This window comes from Prevotella marseillensis, from assembly GCF_900625065.1.
Taxonomy (GTDB): domain Bacteria; phylum Bacteroidota; class Bacteroidia; order Bacteroidales; family Bacteroidaceae; genus Prevotella; species Prevotella rara.
On the sequence record NZ_UYXY01000001.1, the window covers coordinates 3,250,924 to 3,270,731 of the forward strand.

Annotated in this window: 15 protein-coding genes; 10 read left to right on the forward strand and 5 right to left on the reverse strand. The window is 48.6% G+C overall.

Translation table 11 applies throughout. The features are described 5' to 3' along the window. The first annotated feature begins 59 nt into the window (after nucleotides 1-59). From EJL04_RS12960 to EJL04_RS12970, 3 genes are all read left to right on the forward strand, one after another. The gene (locus tag EJL04_RS12960) at nucleotides 60-530 is read left to right on the forward strand and encodes an Lrp/AsnC family transcriptional regulator (protein ID WP_021854474.1); all 471 of its coding nucleotides are present in this window, start codon (nucleotides 60-62) and stop codon (nucleotides 528-530) included. 15 nt (nucleotides 531-545) lie between these two features. Further along, nucleotides 546-2,348 carry a membrane dipeptidase gene (locus EJL04_RS12965; protein WP_125105198.1) on the forward strand — a complete coding sequence of 601 codons (1,803 nt, stop codon included), beginning with the start codon at nucleotides 546-548 and terminating at the stop codon, nucleotides 2,346-2,348. A gap of 148 nt (nucleotides 2,349-2,496) precedes the next feature. After that, entirely contained in the window at nucleotides 2,497-3,456 is a 960-nt protein-coding gene (locus EJL04_RS12970) for a M28 family peptidase (protein WP_241210016.1), read from the forward strand. Between the two features lie 185 nt (nucleotides 3,457-3,641). On the opposite strand, the gene EJL04_RS12975 is transcribed toward EJL04_RS12970, so the two are convergent. The 3 genes from EJL04_RS12975 to EJL04_RS12985 all read right to left on the reverse strand — a co-directional run bounded on the left by EJL04_RS12975 (nucleotide 3,642) and on the right by EJL04_RS12985 (nucleotide 6,561). Continuing rightward, nucleotides 3,642-4,253, reverse strand: a complete 612-nt coding sequence (locus EJL04_RS12975) for a DUF4294 domain-containing protein (protein ID WP_053397664.1) — start codon at nucleotides 4,251-4,253, stop codon at nucleotides 3,642-3,644. Nucleotides 4,254-4,408: 155 nt separating this feature from the next. Beyond that, entirely contained in the window at nucleotides 4,409-5,380 is a 972-nt protein-coding gene (locus tag EJL04_RS12980) for a phosphatase PAP2 family protein (protein WP_053397545.1), read from the reverse strand. A gap of 185 nt (nucleotides 5,381-5,565) precedes the next feature. Next, the gene (locus EJL04_RS12985) at nucleotides 5,566-6,561 is read right to left on the reverse strand and encodes an NAD-dependent epimerase/dehydratase family protein (protein ID WP_125105200.1); all 996 of its coding nucleotides are present in this window, start codon (nucleotides 6,559-6,561) and stop codon (nucleotides 5,566-5,568) included. A 264-nt stretch (nucleotides 6,562-6,825) separates the two neighbouring features. Between EJL04_RS12985 and EJL04_RS12990 the strand changes: the two genes are divergently transcribed. Next, a complete protein-coding gene (locus EJL04_RS12990) occupies nucleotides 6,826-7,479 on the forward strand; it encodes a nitroreductase family protein (RefSeq protein ID WP_125105201.1) in 654 nt (217 codons plus the stop codon). 274 nt (nucleotides 7,480-7,753) lie between these two features. Here the strand turns inward: EJL04_RS12990 and EJL04_RS12995 are convergent, their stop codons facing one another. Further along, complete coding sequence (locus EJL04_RS12995; protein WP_053397543.1) at nucleotides 7,754-9,259, reverse strand: butyryl-CoA:acetate CoA transferase; 1,506 nt, start codon at nucleotides 9,257-9,259, stop codon at nucleotides 7,754-7,756. 789 nt (nucleotides 9,260-10,048) lie between these two features. On the opposite strand from EJL04_RS12995, the gene tnpA reads away from it, so the two are divergent. Further along, the gene (gene tnpA / locus EJL04_RS16415) at nucleotides 10,049-10,498 is read left to right on the forward strand and encodes an IS200/IS605 family transposase (protein WP_164511772.1); all 450 of its coding nucleotides are present in this window, start codon (nucleotides 10,049-10,051) and stop codon (nucleotides 10,496-10,498) included. Between the two features lie 880 nt (nucleotides 10,499-11,378). On the opposite strand, the gene EJL04_RS16420 is transcribed toward tnpA, so the two are convergent. Further along, nucleotides 11,379-11,525 (reverse strand): hypothetical protein, encoded by a 147-nt coding sequence (locus tag EJL04_RS16420; protein ID WP_164511773.1) that lies wholly within the window; start codon nucleotides 11,523-11,525, stop codon nucleotides 11,379-11,381. A gap of 1,151 nt (nucleotides 11,526-12,676) precedes the next feature. Between EJL04_RS16420 and EJL04_RS13005 the strand changes: the two genes are divergently transcribed. The 5 genes from EJL04_RS13005 to EJL04_RS13025 all read left to right on the forward strand — a co-directional run bounded on the left by EJL04_RS13005 (nucleotide 12,677) and on the right by EJL04_RS13025 (nucleotide 19,782). Further along, nucleotides 12,677-13,252: a DUF3575 domain-containing protein gene (locus EJL04_RS13005; protein ID WP_125105203.1), complete on the forward strand. Its 576-nt coding sequence runs from the start codon at nucleotides 12,677-12,679 to the stop codon at nucleotides 13,250-13,252. Nucleotides 13,253-13,274: 22 nt separating this feature from the next. Further along, nucleotides 13,275-14,681, forward strand: a complete 1,407-nt coding sequence (locus tag EJL04_RS13010) for a DUF3868 domain-containing protein (RefSeq protein ID WP_125105204.1) — start codon at nucleotides 13,275-13,277, stop codon at nucleotides 14,679-14,681. Nucleotides 14,682-14,734: 53 nt separating this feature from the next. Then, a complete protein-coding gene (locus EJL04_RS13015; RefSeq protein ID WP_125105205.1) occupies nucleotides 14,735-16,492 on the forward strand; it encodes an Mfa1 family fimbria major subunit in 1,758 nt (585 codons plus the stop codon). 410 nt (nucleotides 16,493-16,902) lie between these two features. After that, nucleotides 16,903-18,003: a FimB/Mfa2 family fimbrial subunit gene (locus tag EJL04_RS13020; RefSeq protein WP_241209997.1), complete on the forward strand. Its 1,101-nt coding sequence runs from the start codon at nucleotides 16,903-16,905 to the stop codon at nucleotides 18,001-18,003. A gap of 33 nt (nucleotides 18,004-18,036) precedes the next feature. Beyond that, complete coding sequence (locus EJL04_RS13025) at nucleotides 18,037-19,782, forward strand: Mfa1 family fimbria major subunit (protein ID WP_164511774.1); 1,746 nt, start codon at nucleotides 18,037-18,039, stop codon at nucleotides 19,780-19,782. The last annotated feature ends 26 nt before the right edge of the window (nucleotides 19,783-19,808 follow it).

Below are 19,808 nucleotides of genomic sequence, written 5' to 3' on the forward strand. Positions count from 1 at the left end.
AACATACTGGAAACCAAAAGAGAATATAACTTAAAAAATAAAACTAATAACATTATAAAATGGAAAAGATTGATAGTCTTGATAAAAAGATTTTGAGCATTCTGTCAAAGAATGCCAGAATTCCGTTTAAGGATGTAGCAGCAGAGTGCGGCGTATCGCGCGCAGCCATACATCAGCGTGTACAGCATCTTATCGAGGGTGGCGTCATCACAGGCAGCGGATTCGACGTAAATCCCAAAAGTCTTGGCTACACAACATGCACATACGTGGGCATAACGCTTGAGCGCGGAAACATGTATAAGTCGGTAGTTGAGCGCCTTGACCACATACCCGAAATCGTTGAGTGCCACTTCACCACTGGTCCTTACACCATGCTCGTAAAGCTCTACGCACGCGACAACGAACAGCTCATGGACCTGCTTAACAACCAGATGCAGGGCATCCCCGGCGTAGTTGCAACCGAAACCCTTATTTCTTTAGAGCAGAGCATCAAGAGAGAAGTGCCCGTTCCGCAGGGAGAAAGCAGATAGTGTGAGGCTGGAGCAATGAAATCGTTTGATATTCAGAGCAGTCTCGACGACATATACGCCCGTTATCCTGAGGCCACTCGCCAGCCGGTGATTGGCCTCACAGGCAATTTTGCCGACGGCGACGCGCGTCTGTGCGAGCAGTATTACATGTCCGTGGTGAGAGCCGGAGGCACGCCGGTGATAATTCCGCCCGTTGCCGACAAGGACGTGATAATCAACACGCTCGACAAGATAGACGGACTGGTGCTCACCGGAGGCGGCGACATCAATCCGCTGTGGGCCGGTGAGGAGCCTTCGCCGCGCCTGCACGGCATCAACCACATGCGCGACAAGGCCGAGCTGCTGACCGTAAGGCTGGCATACAACCGCCAGATACCTATGCTCGGAATATGCCGTGGCATACAGACGCTCGTTACGGCCCTCGACGGCGAGGTTGACCAGGACATAGCCGAGAGCTTTGCCGCCGCACACGGGGCAGGCCGCGCTGCCGCGGCAGCAGGCCACAGCCTGATAAAGCACAGCCAGGACGCCGACCGGAGCGAGCCCACCCATACGGTGAGGATAAGCCGCGAGTCGGTGCTCTATTCGTTGTATAAGACGGAGACGCTTGCCGTCAACTCCATACACCATCAGGCCGTAAGGGCTTCAGGCAGGCGCTTCAGCGTCAGCGCAAAGGCACCCGACGGCGTGATCGAGGCCATAGAGAGCAGCGAGTTCAAGCCGTTTATCGGCGTGCAGTGGCATCCCGAGTGGCTCGGCGAGAGCGGACAGGTGCTGTTCAGATGGCTTGTAGACCGTGCACGCGACTTCTATACGGCCAAAGACCTTCACCGCCGCATGCTTACGCTCGACACCCATTGCGACACGCCTATGTTCTTTCCGCAGGGCATACACTTCGACCAGCGCGACCCGCGCATTCTCGTCGACATGCACAAGATGGCCGAAGGACATCAGGACGCTGTCATCATGGCGGCATATCTGCCACAGCCCAAGCTCGGCGAGACCTTCTCGTCGAAGGTGGCATTTAAGGTTGACGGGCCGCTTCAGTATGCCGACCTTATCTTCGACAAGATAGAGGAGATAGTAAACGCCAACAACCGCTACTTGAGCATAGCGCGCACGCCTTCCGACCTGTATGAAGACAAGCGCAAGGGGCGCCGCTCCATAATGCTCGGCATAGAGAACGGACTGGCGCTTAACCACGACATATCCAACGTAAGATATTTCGCAAGGCGCGGCGTTGTCTACATCACGCTCTGTCACAACGGCGACAACGACATCTGCGACAGTGCCCGCGGCTGCAACACTCATGGCGGAGTGAGCCGCTTCGGCGAGCAGGTCATTAAGGAGATGAACCGCTGCGGCATAATGGTAGACCTCAGTCATGCCGGCGAAAAGAGCTTCTACGACGCGCTTAGCATAAGCAGCAAGCCCATCGTGTGCAGCCACAGCAACTGCAAGGCGCTGTGCGACGTGCCGCGCAACCTTACCGACGACCAGCTCAGGGCTCTTGCCAAGCATGGCGGAGTGGCCCACATAACGCTCTATCACGGCTTTCTGCGCAACGACAGCCAGGAGGCCACGGTCATGGATGCCATAGCTCATCTTGAGCATGCCATCAGCATTATGGGCATAGAGCACGTAGGACTGGGCACCGACTTCGACGGCGACGGAGGCATAAGAGGCCTGGCAGACTCGTCAGAGCTTATCAACTTCACCCTGCATCTTCTGCGCCGCAGGTACAGCGAGCGCGACATCGCCCGCATATGGGGCGGCAACTGGCTCAGGGTCATGGCTCAGGTGCAGAATAATCTGTAACTGACAGGTCTGTGACAGGCTTGCAGCTGAATTTGTCTTTATAAGTAATAATCATCTAAAATACTTTTCGCCACGGCTTGTCCGGCGGCGAGGTGATACGAACATGAGAATAATAACCAAAATGTTGATGCTGGCGTTAATTATCGCCATGGCGTCTTGCGGAGGCAACAAGAAGGCGGCTTCTGATGCCGATATGGCTGCGCAGCAGCCGGTTGGTCCTTCGTTTAATGCCGATTCGGCCTATGCTTACTGCAAGGCTCAGTGTGATTTCGGACCGCGCACGATGAACAGCGAGGCGCACGACAAGTGCGGCGAGTGGATTATTGGCAAGTTCCGTCAGTATGGCCTTACGGTGATACCGCAGAACGTTACGCTCACCGGTTTCGACGGCACTCCGCTCAAATGTACCAACATCGTGGCGAGCTACCGTCCGGAGCTTACCACCCGCATCCTGTTATGTGCCCATTGGGACAGCCGTCCGTGGGCCGACAACGACCCGGATTCGGCCAACTGGCGCAAGCCTGTGATGGGTGCCAACGACGGTGCCAGCGGTGTTGCTGTGATGCTCGAGATTGCACGTCTGCTGGCAAGCGATACGACGAAGCTTAATCTTGGCATCGACTTTGTGTGCTTTGACGCTGAAGACCGTGGCGTGCCGCGCTGGAGCACAGTTCCCGACAATGGCGACTCGTGGGCTTTGGGTGCGCAGCATTGGGCTGCCAATCCGCATAAGCCGGGATATGAGGCACGTTTCGGCATCCTGCTCGACATGGTAGGAGGCCAAGGCTCGAAGTTCTCTCAGGAAGGATTGTCAAAGCAGTATGCCCAGGGTATTGTCGACAAGGTTTGGGCTGCGGCAGAGGCAGTGGGCTTTGGCAGCTATTTCCCGTCGACAGACGGCGTGATGGTTACCGACGACCATGTGCCTGTGAATGATGTGGCAAAGATTCCTACGATAGACATCGTTCCATATTATCCTGACTGCCAGCAGAGCAGCTTCGGTCCTACATGGCACACGATTAACGACACGATGGAATATATCGACAAGAACACTCTTCAGGCTGTAGGCCAGACTGTTATTCAGGTGCTTTATTCAGAGAAACCATAAGACAGTAATATAATAATAAAATAGGCACGGCCATGCGGCTGTGCCTATTTTATTGTGGGGATGAGGATAATGGGAGAGATGGGACTTATAAAAGCCATGAGTCATATTAATCTCATAAGTCCCATAGCTCCCGTTCTTCCAATTAATTTTATAAGTCTCATTTTTCCCATTAGTCGCATTCTTAATTACAGCTGTCCCGACTCAACCATCAGCACAACACGTTCTGTGAGTCGGTCGGTTTTTTCGGGGTCATATTTCTTTGTCAGACTGGCGCCGAAAGCCCAGGCGAAGGCCTGATAGAAGCCTGCCCTTATGGGGCTGATGAACGAGCGTATAAGGTCGTAGGCCGATGAGTTGCACTCGCGATAGACGAGCTTTATGAGCAGCTTGCCCTGCGAGTACGACAGCTTTTTCATTCTTGGCGTGTATCTCTTCTTGATGTCTTCCTCTACGCGCTTCATGTGCTCGTCGCGCGCCTTCTTGTTGGGCAGCGTCTGCAGATATTCGTAAGTCTCGATGATAACCCTGTTAACCTCTTTGGCTATGGGCAGCACCTTCTTTACGTTATACACCAGACGGTTGTAGGCGGCGCGCTGCTTGGCATTCTTGAACACCGGCTGCGGGTATACATACACGTTGTTTAGCTCAACATACTGTATGCTGTCGCCGTCAATGAGCACTTTGCCCACCTTCACCATAGGCACAAACGTAGGGTTGTCCATGTCAACCTCGTTGTCCTCGGGATTGTCGCCTTTCTTGTCTTGTGCCGTAGCCGTGGCCGCAAGCATCAGTGCCATCAGAGCCGTTATGAATATTCTAAGTCTTGTCACGGTTGCAAAAATAGTTATTTTATGCAAGTTGCCGAAGTTATGTTAGTTAAAGAAGTTTTCCGGCAGTTAAAAAAACAGGGCAGACATATCGCTTTTACTGCGGTATGCCTGCCCTGACTGTCTTATTGTCTTGTCACCATCTTTCTTGAAACAGCCATGAGCGCCACGTAGAGCAGCGCGCCGCTCACCAGTCCGGCCAGTGCGTCTATGGCATAATGGGCCTGTATGTAGACCGTGGCGAGGCACAGCAGGACGTAGAAGGGCAGCAGCACATAGAGCAGGCGGCGGTTGCCGCTGTGCCATGTAAGCAGCATCAGCACGGTGCTTATGCCCACATGGCTGCTCGGGAAGGCTGCCGTGGGCCTTTCGCCGGCCGCCTTGGCGTCTTCAACAAAGTGATAGAATATGCCGTCCTTGTATCCGGGACTGGGCAGACAGTCCTGATAATAGTTGAAATAGTCGTGAACGTTGGGGAACACGCCGTTGGCTATATTGGTCAGTCCGGCAGCCTTGTAGTAGAACGTAGGGCCTGTTACGGGCACGAGAACGAACACCACATAATAGATGAAGAAGGCTGTGAGCACTACGAACGATGCACGCTCGAACTCGTGGTAGCGGAAGGCGAAGTAATAGAGCACCACGAGCGCTATCATCGGATAGTAGGAGGCGTAGCCCATGTCCATAAGCTCGCTCACCACGGGCCACGGCATGGCCTTGCAGAACAGCAGGGCCGGCTGGCAGCCGAACATGTCCTGCTCCCATTGGGCAAACACGTGGTCGAGGTTGGGCAGCATGCGGTTGATCTCGTAGGTGTCGGGATACCACCAGCCCAGCAGCGCCATCTGCACCACCACGCGTGCCAGTCGTGTAAGCCGGCACGGCAGCATGCGGTAGACGCCCCACAGCGCCACCGTGATGACGGCAATGCGTATGCGCCCCCATATCATGGCGTCGGGGTTGGCCGCCTTGGTGTATGTGAAGAACACTATGAGCAGTGTGAGCACGAGATATGCCAGCACCACCCACTCGAGGGCAAACAGCCCCTTCTTGGGTTGCTTCTCTATTGTGAAAAGCTGCTTGATGAATTTTATCATTTTAAGAGATTGTTAGTGGTGGAAGAGGGGATGGGAGAGAACGGGAGAGATTGGGGATGTGGGGCTGATGAGACTTATAGGACTTATGTGAGCCATGCGCCCCATTTCTCTCATCAGTCTCATTAATCTCATTTTTCTCATTAGTCCCATTATTCTCATCTATCCAATTATCCTTATAATTTCCTTTACAGCCATCCGTTGTCTTTATACCATTTTATTGTTGCCGCCACGCCGCGCTTCAGGTCATATTGCGGCTTGTAGCCGAGCTCGTTCTCGGCCGGCTTGATGTCGCACATCCAGTTGCGCTGTTTCATTATGTTATACTTGTCGTTGTTCAGTGCCGATATCTTGCCCGTAATGCGGGCTGTCCATTCGCCGGCAAAGGATATTATGCGCAGCAGCCACAGCGGCGCCTTTATGCGCAGCAGCCAGGGATTGCCCAGCTCGTTGCTTATGAGGTCGCTGAACGTGCGCGACGAGTATACGCGGCCGTCGCTTATGAAGTATCTTGAACCTACGGTGCCGTGGTCGAGGGCAAGGAATACGGCCTGCACCACGTCCATGACATATATGAACGTAAGATGCTGAGGTCTGTAGCCTACGGCGAAGTCAACATGCCTGCTTATGCTCTGCGCCATCATGAAGTAGTCTTTCTCGCGCGGGCCGTAGACGCCCGTGGGGCGCAGCACTATAAATGGAAATCCCTTTATAGCCTCGAGCCTTTGCTCGCTCTCCAGCTTGCTCTTGCCGTAGGCCGTGTCGGGGCGTGCCTCGTCGGCTGCCGTTATCTCGGTGTGAGGCTCCTGCTCGCGCGCCGGACCCATCACGCTCAGACTGCTCAGATAGACAAAGCGCCTCAGCCCCGTGTTCTGTCTGCGCAGCGCCAGCGCCAGGTTGGCCGTGCCTTCGGTGTTCACCTTGAAGAAGTCGCTGCTGTGCAGGCATTTGGTTACGCCTGCCGCATGCACAACATAGTCAAACTGCTGTCCGCTCAGCTGCTTCTCCAGCTTGTCCAGGTTGCCCAGGTCGAGCTCTATAAAATGTATTCTGCTGTCGTTTAGATACTTCCTTGAGCTGCTTTTTCTTACGGCTGCCCATGTCTCGAATCCTCTTTTCAGCGCCTCCTCGACAATGAAGCTGCCTATGAATCCGCTTGCGCCCGTTATGAGTATTTTTTTCATTTATAGGATGTTGCTTCGATTTCAGGCCACAAAGTTACTAAAAAATCCGGCACAATTGCGCAAGTTGTTGTTATTAAAGTCTTTAAAACATAGTTTTGTAGCTGTTTGGGCATGCCGCCGCATGTTATAAAACATGAAAAAACACAGGCGTTGGCATGTATTATTAAAATATTTCGTTAGTTTTGTCAGTGGTTGTGCAGATTGCGTGCAGTCTGTGTTGCCGATAATTTTAAATTAACGACAAACATTTAAAACCGAATGATTATGAAACCTTTAAATCTTTTTCTGGGCATAGCCTTTGCCTGTGCGGCCTTTGGCTGCAGTGCCAATTCACCCAAAAGCGATGCTGCCGCTGCAGCAGCCGACACTGTCGCAAACCGCTCTGAGGCCGTGATATCAACGATAATGGAGCGCCGCAGCATACGCAAGTATAAGCCGCAGCCGGTTAACCGCGACACGATGAAGATGATACTGAAGTGTGGCATCAACGCGCCCAACGGCATGAACAAGCAGTCGTGGGAGGTGCGCGTGGTTGACAATCCTGAGTTTATCGACGGCATTACGGCTATCTACAAGAAGTATAATCCGGAGGCAGCGGCTGACGCGTCGTTCAAGAATATGTTCCGCAATGCGCCCACCGTGGTGTTCATAGCCAACGACCCGTCGTATGACTGCTCGCAGATAGACTGTGGACTGCTTGGCGGCAACATGATTTTGGCAGCCCAGTCGATGGGCATAGGCTCGTGCTGTCTTGGCGGTCCGGCCCGCTTCATGCGCACGCCCGAGGCTGCCGAATATCTCAAGAAACTTGAGTTCAGCAAGGGCTACGAGCTGCTCTACTGCATAGCCTTCGGCTATCCCGACGAGGCTCCCGAGGCTAAGCCGAGAAATGAGGCCAAGGTGAGGTTTATTGAATGATATCTTTAGGAGATATTTATTTAGTAGTTAAGGAGTTAGGGGGAGTTAAGGAGTTAAGACAAATGCCTTTATGGTATTGTTCTGGCCAGTATGGGTCTCATCAGCCTTATTAGTCTTATCACTCTCATTTCTCCCATAATTCCCATCCCATGAAACAGGGGCTAAGGCGAAACGCCTTAGCCCCTTATTTTATGGGAGTAATGAGACTAATAAGAATGATAGCCCGCATACCCACAAGACCATATGTCTTGGCTCCCTCTAACTTCTAAAATAATTACTTAACATACTCAGCAAAGTCTGTCAGATGCATGTCGCCCTTGCGCATCAGAGTGTCGTGCATGGCGAAGGCAGCTGTCAGGCAGTGGCGTGTCTGTCCCATCTTGGCAATCTTCAGATAGTCGCGCAGCAGCGGACGGTAGTCAGGATGAGCACAGTTCTCTATGATGAGGTGTGCACGCTCTATTGGGCTCTTGCCTCTCAGGTCGGCCACACCCTGCTCTGTAACGATGATGTTTACATCGTGCTCAGAGTGATCCTGATGGCTTACCATCGGTACGATAGAGCTGATAAGACCGCCCTTGGCAGTTGACGGACAGGTGAAGATGCTTATGTATGCGTTGCGCTCAAAGTCGCCGCTTCCGCCAATACCGTTCATCATCTTCGTTCCGCTGATGTGTGTAGAGTTGGCGTTGCCGTAGATGTCAACCTCGATGGCAGTGTTGATGGCAATAACGCCCAGTCGTCTGATAACCTCAGGCGAGTTTGAAATCTCGCTCGGGCGCAGCGTCAGGTGCTGCTTGAAGTAGTCCATGTTGTCGTAGATCTGCTTCAGACATTCGTTAGACACTGTCAGCGAGCATGTAGACGCGTCCTTGATGCGTCCCTCGAGCATCATGCCCACCACGCTGTCCTGCAGCACCTCGGTGTAGATGTTGAAGTTAGGCACGCTCTCGTCGTGTCCCAGTGCGCCCAGTATGGCGTTGGCAGTGCTGCCCACGCCGCTCTGCAGCGGCAGGAACGACTGCGGTATGATGCCCCTCTTCATGTCGCTGATGAGGAACTGTGCCACGTTGTGTCCAATCTGGTCAGTTATCGGGTCGGCATCCTTGAAGGCTCTTGCCTCGTCGGCTATGTTACATTCTACAACGCCCACAATCTTCTTGGCGTCTATCTCTACATAGGGTGTGCCTATGCGGTCGTTCACGTGTGTGATAGGTATCGGCTGTCGGCACGGCGGGTCGAGCGGCTCGTATACGTCGTGCAGATATTTTGCCTCGGGGCTGTGGAATCTGTTAAGCTCCAGCACCACGTGCTTTGCCAGGCGTGCCACTGTAGGGCTGATGCCTCCGGCAGCCGTCAGGTAAGCCTTGCATGTGTCGGCGCCTTCCTCGATGTCGCACACCTCAATTATCGCCCAGTCAACCTCTCCCATAAAGCCGTAGCGCAGCTCCTGTGCCATGTGGCTCAGGTGGATGTCGTTGTAGGCTATCTCGCCTGCGTTTACGTGCTTGCGGAAGTCAGAGTTGGTGGTGTAGGGTGCGCGGTATTTTATAGCCTGCGCGTTCGACAGGTCGCCGTCGGTGCTCTGTCCTGTAGAGGCGCCGGTGAACAGTCCTACCTTAAACTCTCTGCCGGCCTCGTGCTCAGCCTGAGCTATCTTGGCCAGCTCCTTGGTTACGGCCTTGGCGGTGCCTGCGGGCGTAAATCCGCTCAGACCTATGTTCTCTCCGTTCTTAATCATTGCCGCAGCTTCGGCAGCAGTTATGCGTGTATAAGCCATGGTGAAAAAATTAAAAATTATGTCTTTATTCAGGTTAAACTTTTGGCAAAGTTACCTAAAATCAGCGGTAAAGCAAAATAAATGGCCTTATATTTTTCAGCTCGGCAAGTTAAATTATGTCATGCCCGATGTGCCGGGGCGCAAGTATGCGCGCCCGCGTGTACTTTATATTATGCATATATGTTTTGTTTGTCCTGTCTCTTATGGCTGTTCTGTTCCGGCTGGTTTCATCTTGCATGCCTCTTCATTCATTTAATTAAGTATCACCGCTTCGGGTGATGCCTCTTGCGTTGCTGCATCCGTGGGTGTACCACCCACGGTTACTGAGGTGTAGCCCTTCGGGCTCGTGGTGTGTTTTTGTCGTTTTTGCTTCATTCGCTTTGCTGTTCCTTTTGTGTTAGAGCTGCATACTTGCCGTCATACCTCTTCATGCGTTTAGGCTTGCTTGTATGCTTTTAAACATTTCCTTTTTCATGCGCTCTTATGCTCTTTCATATTGTATATTCATATTTATGTCTTTCCTTTTCATGTGTTTTGTTCTAGATGCCGCAAGAGGATATGCAGCCCGTAGGGCTTCACTTCTGTAACCGGGTGTGGCGCAGCCTTGCTAAGCCACGCCCGGACTCCCCGATGCAGTGGCGACCTGCACCCGAAGCGGTGCTACTCTTATATTATCATGACATATTTTATAATTATAAAGATAAAAGCACAATAAAAGTCTGGCATGGGAGTTTCATAAATAATAAAGAAAAACATATTATTAAACACTCACATAAAGATTCAGGACACATGAGCTATTCAAAGATAATTATTCATTTCGTATTTGTTACCCATTTGCGGGGAAGAACTATATACATAGAACATGAGAAAGAGCTTTATGCTTATATACTGGGAATCGTGAAGAAACTCGGGGCCAGACTGATACGTATTGGCGGTATGCCCGACCACGTACATATGATAACAGAGTTACCTACAAAGTTGTCGGTGGCAGAATTTGCACGTATAGTGAAGCAGAGTTCTAGTGTTTGGCTTAAGGGTAATGTGAATTTTCCGGAGTGGGACGGATGGGCCGACGGATATTCTGCATTTTCCTGTTCCGCAAATGAACTGAGTAGGGTTGTGGAATATGTGAGAGGACAAAAAGAACATCATAAAAAAGTGTCGCTGAGAGATGAATATATTAACTTCTTGAATTCAATGGGTATTGAATATGATGAGAAATATCTTCCTTTACATTGACAGTCATTATTAATTAAAAGTATCACCACTTCGGGTGATGCCTCTTTGGGGTGTCTGAATCCGTGGGTGTGCCACCCCCGGTTACTGAGGTGCAGCCCTTCGGGCTCGTGGCGTGTGCGTTTTTTGCGTTCTTGCTTCATTCGCTTTGATATTTCTTTTGTGTTAGAACTGCATACTTGCCGTCATACCTCTTCATGCGTTTTGGCTTGCTTGTATGCTTTTAAACATTTCCTTTTTCATGAGCTCTTGTGCCTTTTCATATTGTATATTCATATTTATGTCTTTCCTTTTCATGCGTTTTGTTCTAGATGCCGCAAGAGGATATGCAGCCCGTAGGGCTTCACTTCTGTAACCGGGTGTGGCGCAGCCTTGCGTAGCCACGCCCGGATTTCCCCTATTCGTGGTGATGTGCACCCGAAGTGGTGCTATTTTCGTATTATCTTTATCCTTAATTATGAAGTATCACCGCTTCGGGTGATGCCTCTTTGGGGTGGTTGAATCCGTGGGTGTGCCACCCACGGTTACTGAAGTGCAGCCCCTCGGGCTCGTGGTGCGTGCGTCTTTTGGAGTTCTTGCTTCATTCGCTTTGCTGTTCCTTTCGTGCTAGAAGTGCATACTTGCCGTCATACCACTTCATTCGTTTTGGTTTGTTTGTATGCTTTTAAACGGTCTTCTCTTCATGCGCTCTTGTGTCCTTTCATATTGTATATGCATACTTACGGTTTCCTTTTCATGCGTTTTGTTCTGTATGCCGAAGAGGATATGCAGCCCGAAGGGCTAAACTTTCGTAACCGGGTGTGGCGTAGCCACGCCCGGATTTCCCGATGTGTAACGATAAGCACCCGAAGTGGTGCTACTTTCGTATTATCTTTATCCTTAATTATGAAGTATCACCGCTTCGGGTGATGCCTCTTGCGTTGCTGCATCCGTGGGTGTACCACCCACGGTTACTGAGGTGCAGCCCTTCGGGTTCGTGGTGTGTATTGTCTTGCTTTATAATTTGCTCTTTTACATGCCAAAGTGTCATTTCGTTTTTGTACGGATTTTCTGACGAAATAGAAAATAATGAGCCATGTATGGCCGTGTTTTGGTAAACAATATTTACATTTATGCCCAAACGGGCAGCTTTTTCTGAATAACTCGGCCACTTTTACATCAAAAATAGGCCGTTTCAGACCTTGAAACCACCCTGTTTTTATTGAAATAATGGCTTTTTTGTCCTAATTGGGACAAAAAACATTGCACACATTGCCTTCATCCGGCGTAACGCCTTATGCCGTAGCGCGTTGCGCTTGCACACGAAAACTGCCCGTTTTTGCGGCCGGATGATTTTAATTTCTGAATACTTCAGTATGAGAACGTCAGTCTGAATCACATTGTAAGCCATATGCTTTTTTTCGTTTCATCGTGTCATTCAGTTGTCAGGCATGTGACCTAATAGTTTGGTTCAGGCCTGCCTTGGGGATTTTGCCTGATTGCCGTTGATTTTTCGTCGGTCATGGCGGGCTATGGCGGGAAAAGGCAGACTGCAGGGCAACAGGAGGAAACAAGAATACGGCTTAAGGCATCAACATGTTTTTAAAGCATAAATCGTATGCGGCCTGATGGCCGATTGGGGTTAAGGTGTGTGTGTTGTGAATGTTTTTATATAGCTATGATTAGCTAAAATATAATTATTATTTCATTTGTTGTCGATGTTTTTATCTAAAAGTATCTTTGAAACACTCAAATTTTTAAATGCAAAAAAGTGTTTATTTAAACTTTTTTAACGCGGGGGGCGCTTATATTAGCTTATTGTTATTTTTGCAATTGAATAATTGAAAAATAAAATTCTTTAATGAGATATGCCTAACAGGCTGGTCTTTTGAAAAAATGAATAATGCACAAAAATGTCGAACCAGCTTAACCTTAATGGTGCCAGCATTCTGACTACTAATGTGAAATACCGGTAATCGAAGTAGATATTTAGTATAGTCTTAAGGTGAATACCCCCGATGAAGGCAATCATGTAATAGTGGTTGAAAAACTAAACTGCTAACTGAAAAAACCAAATATGGTGTATGTTCGGTCTGAGAATGCAGTTTTATCTACTAACTAATAAGATGAAAGCGGAAGCATATCTGATGATATGATTGATGCAATAGCCTGAAAAATGAAAATTAAATACTTATAGGATTTATGATTAAACGCATATTAAGTACAGCACTAGTCGTATTGGCTACTTCGCTCTCGGCCATGTCACAGAATGTGGCTCTGAAGACCAATGCATTATACTGGGCTACCACAACTCCAAATATAGGAATTGAAGCCTCAGTAGGTAAGAGAAGCACGCTGCAGCTGTTCTATGGTCTTAATCCGTGGAAGCAGTCGGGCGGCGACCAGTCGAGTCTGCGCCACTGGCTTGTTATGCCTGAATACCGCTATTGGTTCTGCGAGAGCTTCAATGGCTGGTTCATTGGTGCTCATCTTATGGGCGGACAGTTTAACGTAAGCAGCGTTGAGCTGCCTTTCGGATTCTTCCCCGAGCTTAAGGACCACCGCTATGAAGGATGGTATGCAGGCGGAGGCGTTACGGCAGGATATCAGTGGATGATATCTAAACACTGGAACTTTGAGGCATCTGTCGGACTTGGATACGATTATATAAAGTATGACAAGTATAAATGCGGAATATGCGGCGAGAAACTCAAGTCGTCGCACACTAACTATTTTGGCCCCACAAAGGCTGCGCTGAGTCTTATTTACATATTCTGATTCACTTAACAAAAATAGAATTATGAAAAGATTATCTATATATTGTGCATGTATGTTATTTGCGCCGCTTGCGCTGCAGGCACAGAGCGCGGGGCTTAAACTTGCTGATGAAAAGATTAGTGTGGAGAACCTCAGGGTGGAGAATACAAGCCAGACAATGGTTGTTAATCTCGATCTTAACATGGACTCACTGAAGCTGGCTTCTAATATGCGGCTCGTTTTTACGCCCATCATCAAGAATAATACCGAAGAAAGACTGATGCCGCAGATTGTCGTTAACGGACGTAAGCAGGACATATCTTATCAGAGAAGCGGATATAAGGATTTTGCCGACAATGCGGTGGTGGTTAGACGAAAGAACAACACCGAGCAGACGCTGCATTACAGTGCTGTGCTGCCTTATGAAGACTGGATGAAGAACTCTAACGTCATCGTGGCTGAAGACCTCTGCGGATGCGGCGACATAAAGGATCAGAACACTGTTGAGCTGAAGCGCCTGCGCACGCCGTTCATGCCGTATATGCGACCCGAGGCAGAGGGACAGAAGGTGCGCCACGAGCAGGGACGCGCGTTTATCGACTTCCCCGTAGACAAGATAACTCTATATCCTTATTATCGTAACAACCCGAGAGAGCTTGATAAGATAATAAAGACTATCAACCTTGTGAAGAACGATAAGAACACTACAATAACAAATATCGAGATACACGGATACGCATCGCCCGAGTCGCCTTATGAGCATAACGCATATCTTGCAGAAAACCGTGCTAAGACGCTTAAAGATTATGTGCGCAAGCTCGTAAATCTTGACGACACTACGTTCTCGGTAACTTCTACTCCTGAGGACTGGGAAGGACTCAGAAAGTATGTCGTTGAGAGCAATCTGCAGAACCGTGACGCCATACTCAAGCTTATAGACAATACATCGTTAGACATTGATGATAAGGAATGGAAGATAAAGCTTACTTATCCTGACGACTATCGTTTCATGCTCGAAAACTGGTATCCCGCCCTGCGCCACTCTGACTATGTGGTGAGCTACAGCGTGCGCCCGTTCACCGTTGAAGAGGCTAAGGAGATTATGAAGACCAAGCCCCAGCAGCTCTCGCTCGAGGAGATGTTTATGGTGGCTCAGACTTATGAGCCGGGCTCGCGCGAGTTTAACGAGATTATGGAAACGGCAGTACGTATGTATCCTGACAACCCCACAGCCAACATCAATGCTGCATGTACACGACTTCAGTATGGCGACATTGAAGGAGCAAAGCGATATCTTGACAAAGCCGGCAATATGCCGCAGGCTATTCATGCAAGAGGAGTTATTGCCATGCTTGAGGGAAAAATCGAAGAGGCAAGACTGCTCCTCAATCAGGCTAAACAGGCCGGGGCTGAGAATGTAGACAAAAACCTGCAAATAATCGACATGTAATAATATGATAATATAACTAATTTAATTTTTTAACCAACCCAATTTTTAAAATTATGAAGAAAGTAAAATTATTTTCCTTCGCATTGGCGGCGCTGATGCTGGGAGCGTGTACAAATGAAGACGTCATCGACAATGGCGGACAGACCGTATTGCCGGGTGAAAAGGGTTATATCTCTTTGGGCATTAATCTGCCTACTACCCCTTCTTCTCGTGCTGCAAACGACAACTTTGGTGATGGTACATCAGATGAATATGCTGTTGATGATGCAACACTGATTGTTCTTGAGGGTACTTCAGAAGATGCTGCTACTGTAACAGGTGTTTATACTCTTACACTTCCGGATGCAACAAATGTTGGTACTAATACTGATAATATAACAACATCTTATCAGTTGACACAGAAAATTAAAAAGCCATCGGCAAATAACAATCTTTATGCTTTAGTCGTATTGAATAAAGGTAATGCATTAGGGGACACTAACGATTATACAGGAAAAAATTTGGAATACTTTATGACTACAGTTATTGATGAAAGTAATACATTGATAAATAGTAATAGTCATATTCTGATGACAAATGCACCTCTTTATACAACACCAGGAGGGACAACTAATCCTGATGGCGGTAAAGTAGTTACTCTTACAGAGATTAACCCAGAGAATGTATTTACAACAGAGGCTGAGGCAAAGGCTAATCCGGCTGCAAATATTTATGTAGAAAGAGCACTTGCTAAAGTTACTGTAACTCAGGGAAGTGCCTATTCTTCTGGAAATGGGACATTTACATCTGCTTCAATAGAGGGATGGACTTTGGATGTTACAAATAAGGTATCATATCTTGTCCGCAATATGGTTGGCGCTAATTGGTGGAGCTATAATGCATCAACAGCTACTTCTCCTGAAGTTGGAGCTGCTAATGACTATCGTTTTGTAGGTTCTGTTCCTGTAAGTGCCGGTCTTTACCGTACATATTGGGGAGTGGACCCGAATTATAGTAGTTATAGTGCTGTTGATTTTAACAATTTAAATGGAACCACACCTACATCGCTGACAAGTGTTGGTGAATTAAGTGCTATGTATTGTAAGGAAAATACATTTAACGTTGCGAATCAGAATCAAAATCAGACAACCCGTGTAATTGTTGCTGCTAAGTTGAAATTTGATGGCGAAACTGCAGACGCAACAGGAACTTTCTATACATTTGACAACAATAAAGATGTTATATATAACACAGAGAATATACAAAATTTGGTGAAAAAATATTTCATTGAGAATGAAAATGTAAGTAATGTGCTGAAGGATAAATTAAATCCTGGTACGCAGGATGTTGCTTCAGTACTTGAGGTTTCCTTTGACAAGACCGCAGGTGATGTTAAAGTTGCAAATATTACATTTAAAGACGGTGCAGGCACCCTATTTAAGGAAGGCAGCGTTCCTACTGAACTACAAAACGGTGGTGAAGCATATAGTGCTGCATTAACGGAAATTAATAGTCATGTTTATTCATGCTATGCAGATGGAATTGCTTATTATCCTGTTATGATTAAGCACTTTGGTGATGATTTGACACCTTGGTCTGCAGATAATAAAACCGAATCTTATCCTGACCCTGATGCTGAAGCAAAATGGCTCGGCCGTTATGGTGTACTACGTAACAACTGGTACAACATAGAAGTAACATCAATCAAGTCTATCGGTTCAGCTGATGTTCCAGATCCATATGGTGTTCCTGATGATCCAGTAGAGTCTTGGATTTCTGTTAAGATCAATGTCCTCTCTTGGGCTAAGCGTAGTCAGAGCGTAGATCTGTAATAAGATTGAACTTCATAAAAATTAAAGTTAATTGACAACATCCGTGTGCGGCCGGTATAGGCCGGCCGCACATTTTCTTAAAAAGGCAGAAACCACAGAGGTGTGGCCTGCATGTAAGTCTGCCCGCAGAGACACCATGATATACGGCGGGGTGTAGCTCCGGCACAGGGAGAGGAGCCGTTGCGGAACAATATTGCCGCAAACCAAAACTGATAACAACGAGGCACGACGCTCACGGGTAAGTGCCCACAACATAATAACAACAGCCTAAGGCTAAACATCTGCTTAAGCAACACAGACAGATCAACATCCGGGGCTGCCCCGGCGCAGTTAAAAAAAATAGCTTATGTCGCCGCGCAACGACAATGTGACAAAGAGATTAATAAAGGAAATAAAAACAAAAAATATATATGCTTATGAAGTATCTTTCGATAAAGCGTCTGACTTGGCTGTTATTAGCGGCTTCAGTATCGATATTTACATCGTGTGACATGATGACCGACGACAGAGACGACTGTCCCATGGGGTTGTATCTCAACTTCAAGTATGACTATAACCTTGAGCGTGCCGACATGTTCAACGACCATGTGGGAGCTGTAGATGTCTATGTGTTCGACGAAAATGGCAAGTATGTCACACGCCAGTCAGAGGCCAATGTAGGCAGTTCGCGACCATTGGCCGACCCGGCTTATTCTATGCATATGAACCTCGACCCGGGCAAGTATAAGTTTATAGTGCTTGCCGGACAAGACTCTTACGCGGAGCAGATGGAGTCGGGACGCGCGCGCTTCGTGCGCTCTGACCTTACTGCGGGCGATGACATGACCGCAATGAATATCAAACTCGACACAACGCCGCAGGGCAACAATGTGCTCCTCGTAGACAATCACGGGCTGCCACTCGACACGCTCTGGCACGGCATGGAGGTTGAGCCGGTTGAGGTGTTCGCTGAAAAACCTACTTATCACACCATCTCGCTCATGCGCGACACAAAGAAAATAAACGTGACGCTGCGCGAACTCGACGACCCCACACAGATGGACATTGCCAAATATGACATGACCATCACCGACCGCAACTCACACATTCTCTGGGACAACTCGCTCGACGAGACCAACACCGTTATCTACACGCCGCACGCCACATGGAACACCGACGACCGCACGCCGGCAACCGACGTTAACGGCGACCCCATTGACGGAGTGGGCAAGATAGCTCATGCCGACTTTATGACTTCAAGAATATTGTACCACGATGATCCGAAAGACGACGGCATACTGTCTGTCGTAAATAAAGAAACTCAGCAAGAGGTTATACGTGTGAATCTTCCCGACCTGCTTAGTCGTCTGCGTACGAGCGAGGATATTTACCGCTACTCGGCACAGGAGTTCCTCGACCGCGGATACGACTATCAGCTAGACTTCTTCCTCAAGGGCGACCGCCTTTACTACGTTGAAATAAGCATCAGTGTGCTTGGATGGAGCAAGCGAGTGCAGCTTGCAGAACTGTGATGGATACAGCTAACCCAATAATCGAGAATGGCTATGAACAAAGATATATTACATACGGTTAAGAGCGTCATGGGATGTTTGCTTATGGCATCTCTCGCGGCGGGCTGTGCGCAGGAAGACATCGGCACCACTCCTACTGGCGGAGGCGGCATGTCGGCATCTTCTTATGTGTCGTTCAGTTTTGCCTCGCTGCAAGGCGCGTCTACGCGCTCTAATAATCCTACGGGAGGCGAAACAGGCGACGGACTGGAGACAGGACAGGCTAATGAAAACGCAATAACATCGGCTGTAGCTTTCTTCTATCAGGGAACGGAACAGGAGGGAGTGAACAGTGCTGGCAATATACCGATCAAGGCTGCCGTGACGTTTAGCAAGGCAGACTATACTGAGCCGGGCAACGGCATCGACCGCACCTATACGACAGCTGCAAAGCAGGTAGACCTTGAAAATGGTACCTACAATGTGATTGTGGTGGCAAATCCGGGCACAGACTGGTGGACAGGCAGGTCGCTCAAGCTCGCCGACGTGCGCGACCATATACATACCGCGGCATGGACAGCTTCAGAGTCTGGATATTCAAACTTTGTAATGACATCAGCTGCCGACGCCACGCTGACGCTTGAATCTAACCCGGAAGATGATCCTGCCACTGCTGAGGTAAACGTAGAGCGCATGGCAGCAAGGCTCGACTATAAGGCTGAAGCATCTTATACCTGTACCGATCCGAAATATTCCGGTGCCACTGTTGAGATAACCGGCGCAGCCCTGGTGAACAATCTTACGGCAGGCAGCTATCTGTTGAAGCGCGTGGCTGACGATGTTAACGGCACCAATCTGTCTTATCTCGGTGATGAAACTGCTGACGCTAACTATGTAGCAACAAATTACGTGCTCGACCCGTGGACGGCAGTCAAGACATCAGACAACAACAGCTTTACCATTGACGGTGAAGTTAAAACAGCCGAAGACCTTTACGGCGAATGGTTTGGCAACATCTCGCAAAACCCTAATTATTGGGCTGATTATGTTCAGCCGGGAATAGAAGTTTCTGACGGAACAGAAAAATGGCAGCGTATAGGCTATACACTCGAAAACACTACGGCAGCCGATGCGGCAGGCAGCGACTACAGCACGGGCGTGGTGTTCAAGGCAAAGTTCCATCCGCAGGGCGTGGCAAATTATACCGAAGGAGAAACATTCTTCGTGTATGGTACAAAGATTTATGCCTCAATGGAGGATATGATGGCCGGATTTTATGGAAGTGAGTTTGCTGATTTAGACAATATAACAAGTTGCGCGACATGGGGGGATGTAAAACAGTTTATTACATCCACGTTGCTTGCCAATGATCCGTCGGGATATAACAAATATCTTGAAGGACTGGCTGAGGGTAAAGACGATTCGGAAACTGTTGCGAATGCTTCTTCGCTTACATGGGGCAAATATATGCTGAATGAGTGTGGCTATTCAAAAGACGAAAATGGAAAAGTGGTTCTTGACCAGAATGGTAATGTTACGCGTATTGCCTTGCAGCCTTACGGAACGCGCACATACGAAGACGCCACATGCTATTACACATGGTGGGTGCGCCACAGCAATGACAATGATGATACAAAGAAGGGTATAATGGAGTATGCCATTGTGCGAAACAATATATATAAACTTACGGTCAACAGCGTTTATTCGCTCGGAGGCGAAGTACCGGAAGAGGAGAGTCTGATTGTTGACGTGTATGTTAACGACTGGCTCCTGCTCGACCCGGAGACTCTGCCTATGTGATGTAATGAATATAATGAAAAAACACT

Bases quoted from the DNA above. Each gene is read 5' to 3' on its own strand.
- EJL04_RS12985 (WP_125105200.1), bottom strand. From the start codon at position 6,561: ATGAAAAAAATACTCATAACGGGCGCAAGCGGATTCATAGGCAGCTTC.
- EJL04_RS13015 (WP_125105205.1), top strand. From the start codon at position 14,735: ATGAAGAAAGTAAAATTATTTTCCTTCGCATTGGCGGCGCTGATGCTG.
- EJL04_RS12980 (WP_053397545.1), bottom strand. From the start codon at position 5,380: ATGATAAAATTCATCAAGCAGCTTTTCACAATAGAGAAGCAACCCAAG.
- EJL04_RS12990 (WP_125105201.1), top strand. From the start codon at position 6,826: ATGAAACCTTTAAATCTTTTTCTGGGCATAGCCTTTGCCTGTGCGGCC.
- EJL04_RS12995 (WP_053397543.1), bottom strand. From the start codon at position 9,259: ATGGCTTATACACGCATAACTGCTGCCGAAGCTGCGGCAATGATTAAG.
- EJL04_RS12960 (WP_021854474.1), top strand. From the start codon at position 60: ATGGAAAAGATTGATAGTCTTGATAAAAAGATTTTGAGCATTCTGTCA.
- EJL04_RS12970 (WP_241210016.1), top strand. From the start codon at position 2,497: ATGGCGTCTTGCGGAGGCAACAAGAAGGCGGCTTCTGATGCCGATATG.
- EJL04_RS13025 (WP_164511774.1), top strand. From the start codon at position 18,037: ATGAACAAAGATATATTACATACGGTTAAGAGCGTCATGGGATGTTTG.
- EJL04_RS12965 (WP_125105198.1), top strand. From the start codon at position 546: ATGAAATCGTTTGATATTCAGAGCAGTCTCGACGACATATACGCCCGT.
- tnpA (WP_164511772.1), top strand. From the start codon at position 10,049: ATGAGCTATTCAAAGATAATTATTCATTTCGTATTTGTTACCCATTTG.
- EJL04_RS13010 (WP_125105204.1), top strand. From the start codon at position 13,275: ATGAAAAGATTATCTATATATTGTGCATGTATGTTATTTGCGCCGCTT.
- EJL04_RS16420 (WP_164511773.1), bottom strand. From the start codon at position 11,525: ATGACACTTTGGCATGTAAAAGAGCAAATTATAAAGCAAGACAATACA.
- EJL04_RS12975 (WP_053397664.1), bottom strand. From the start codon at position 4,253: ATGGCACTGATGCTTGCGGCCACGGCTACGGCACAAGACAAGAAAGGC.
- EJL04_RS13005 (WP_125105203.1), top strand. From the start codon at position 12,677: ATGATTAAACGCATATTAAGTACAGCACTAGTCGTATTGGCTACTTCG.
- EJL04_RS13020 (WP_241209997.1), top strand. From the start codon at position 16,903: ATGCTTATGAAGTATCTTTCGATAAAGCGTCTGACTTGGCTGTTATTA.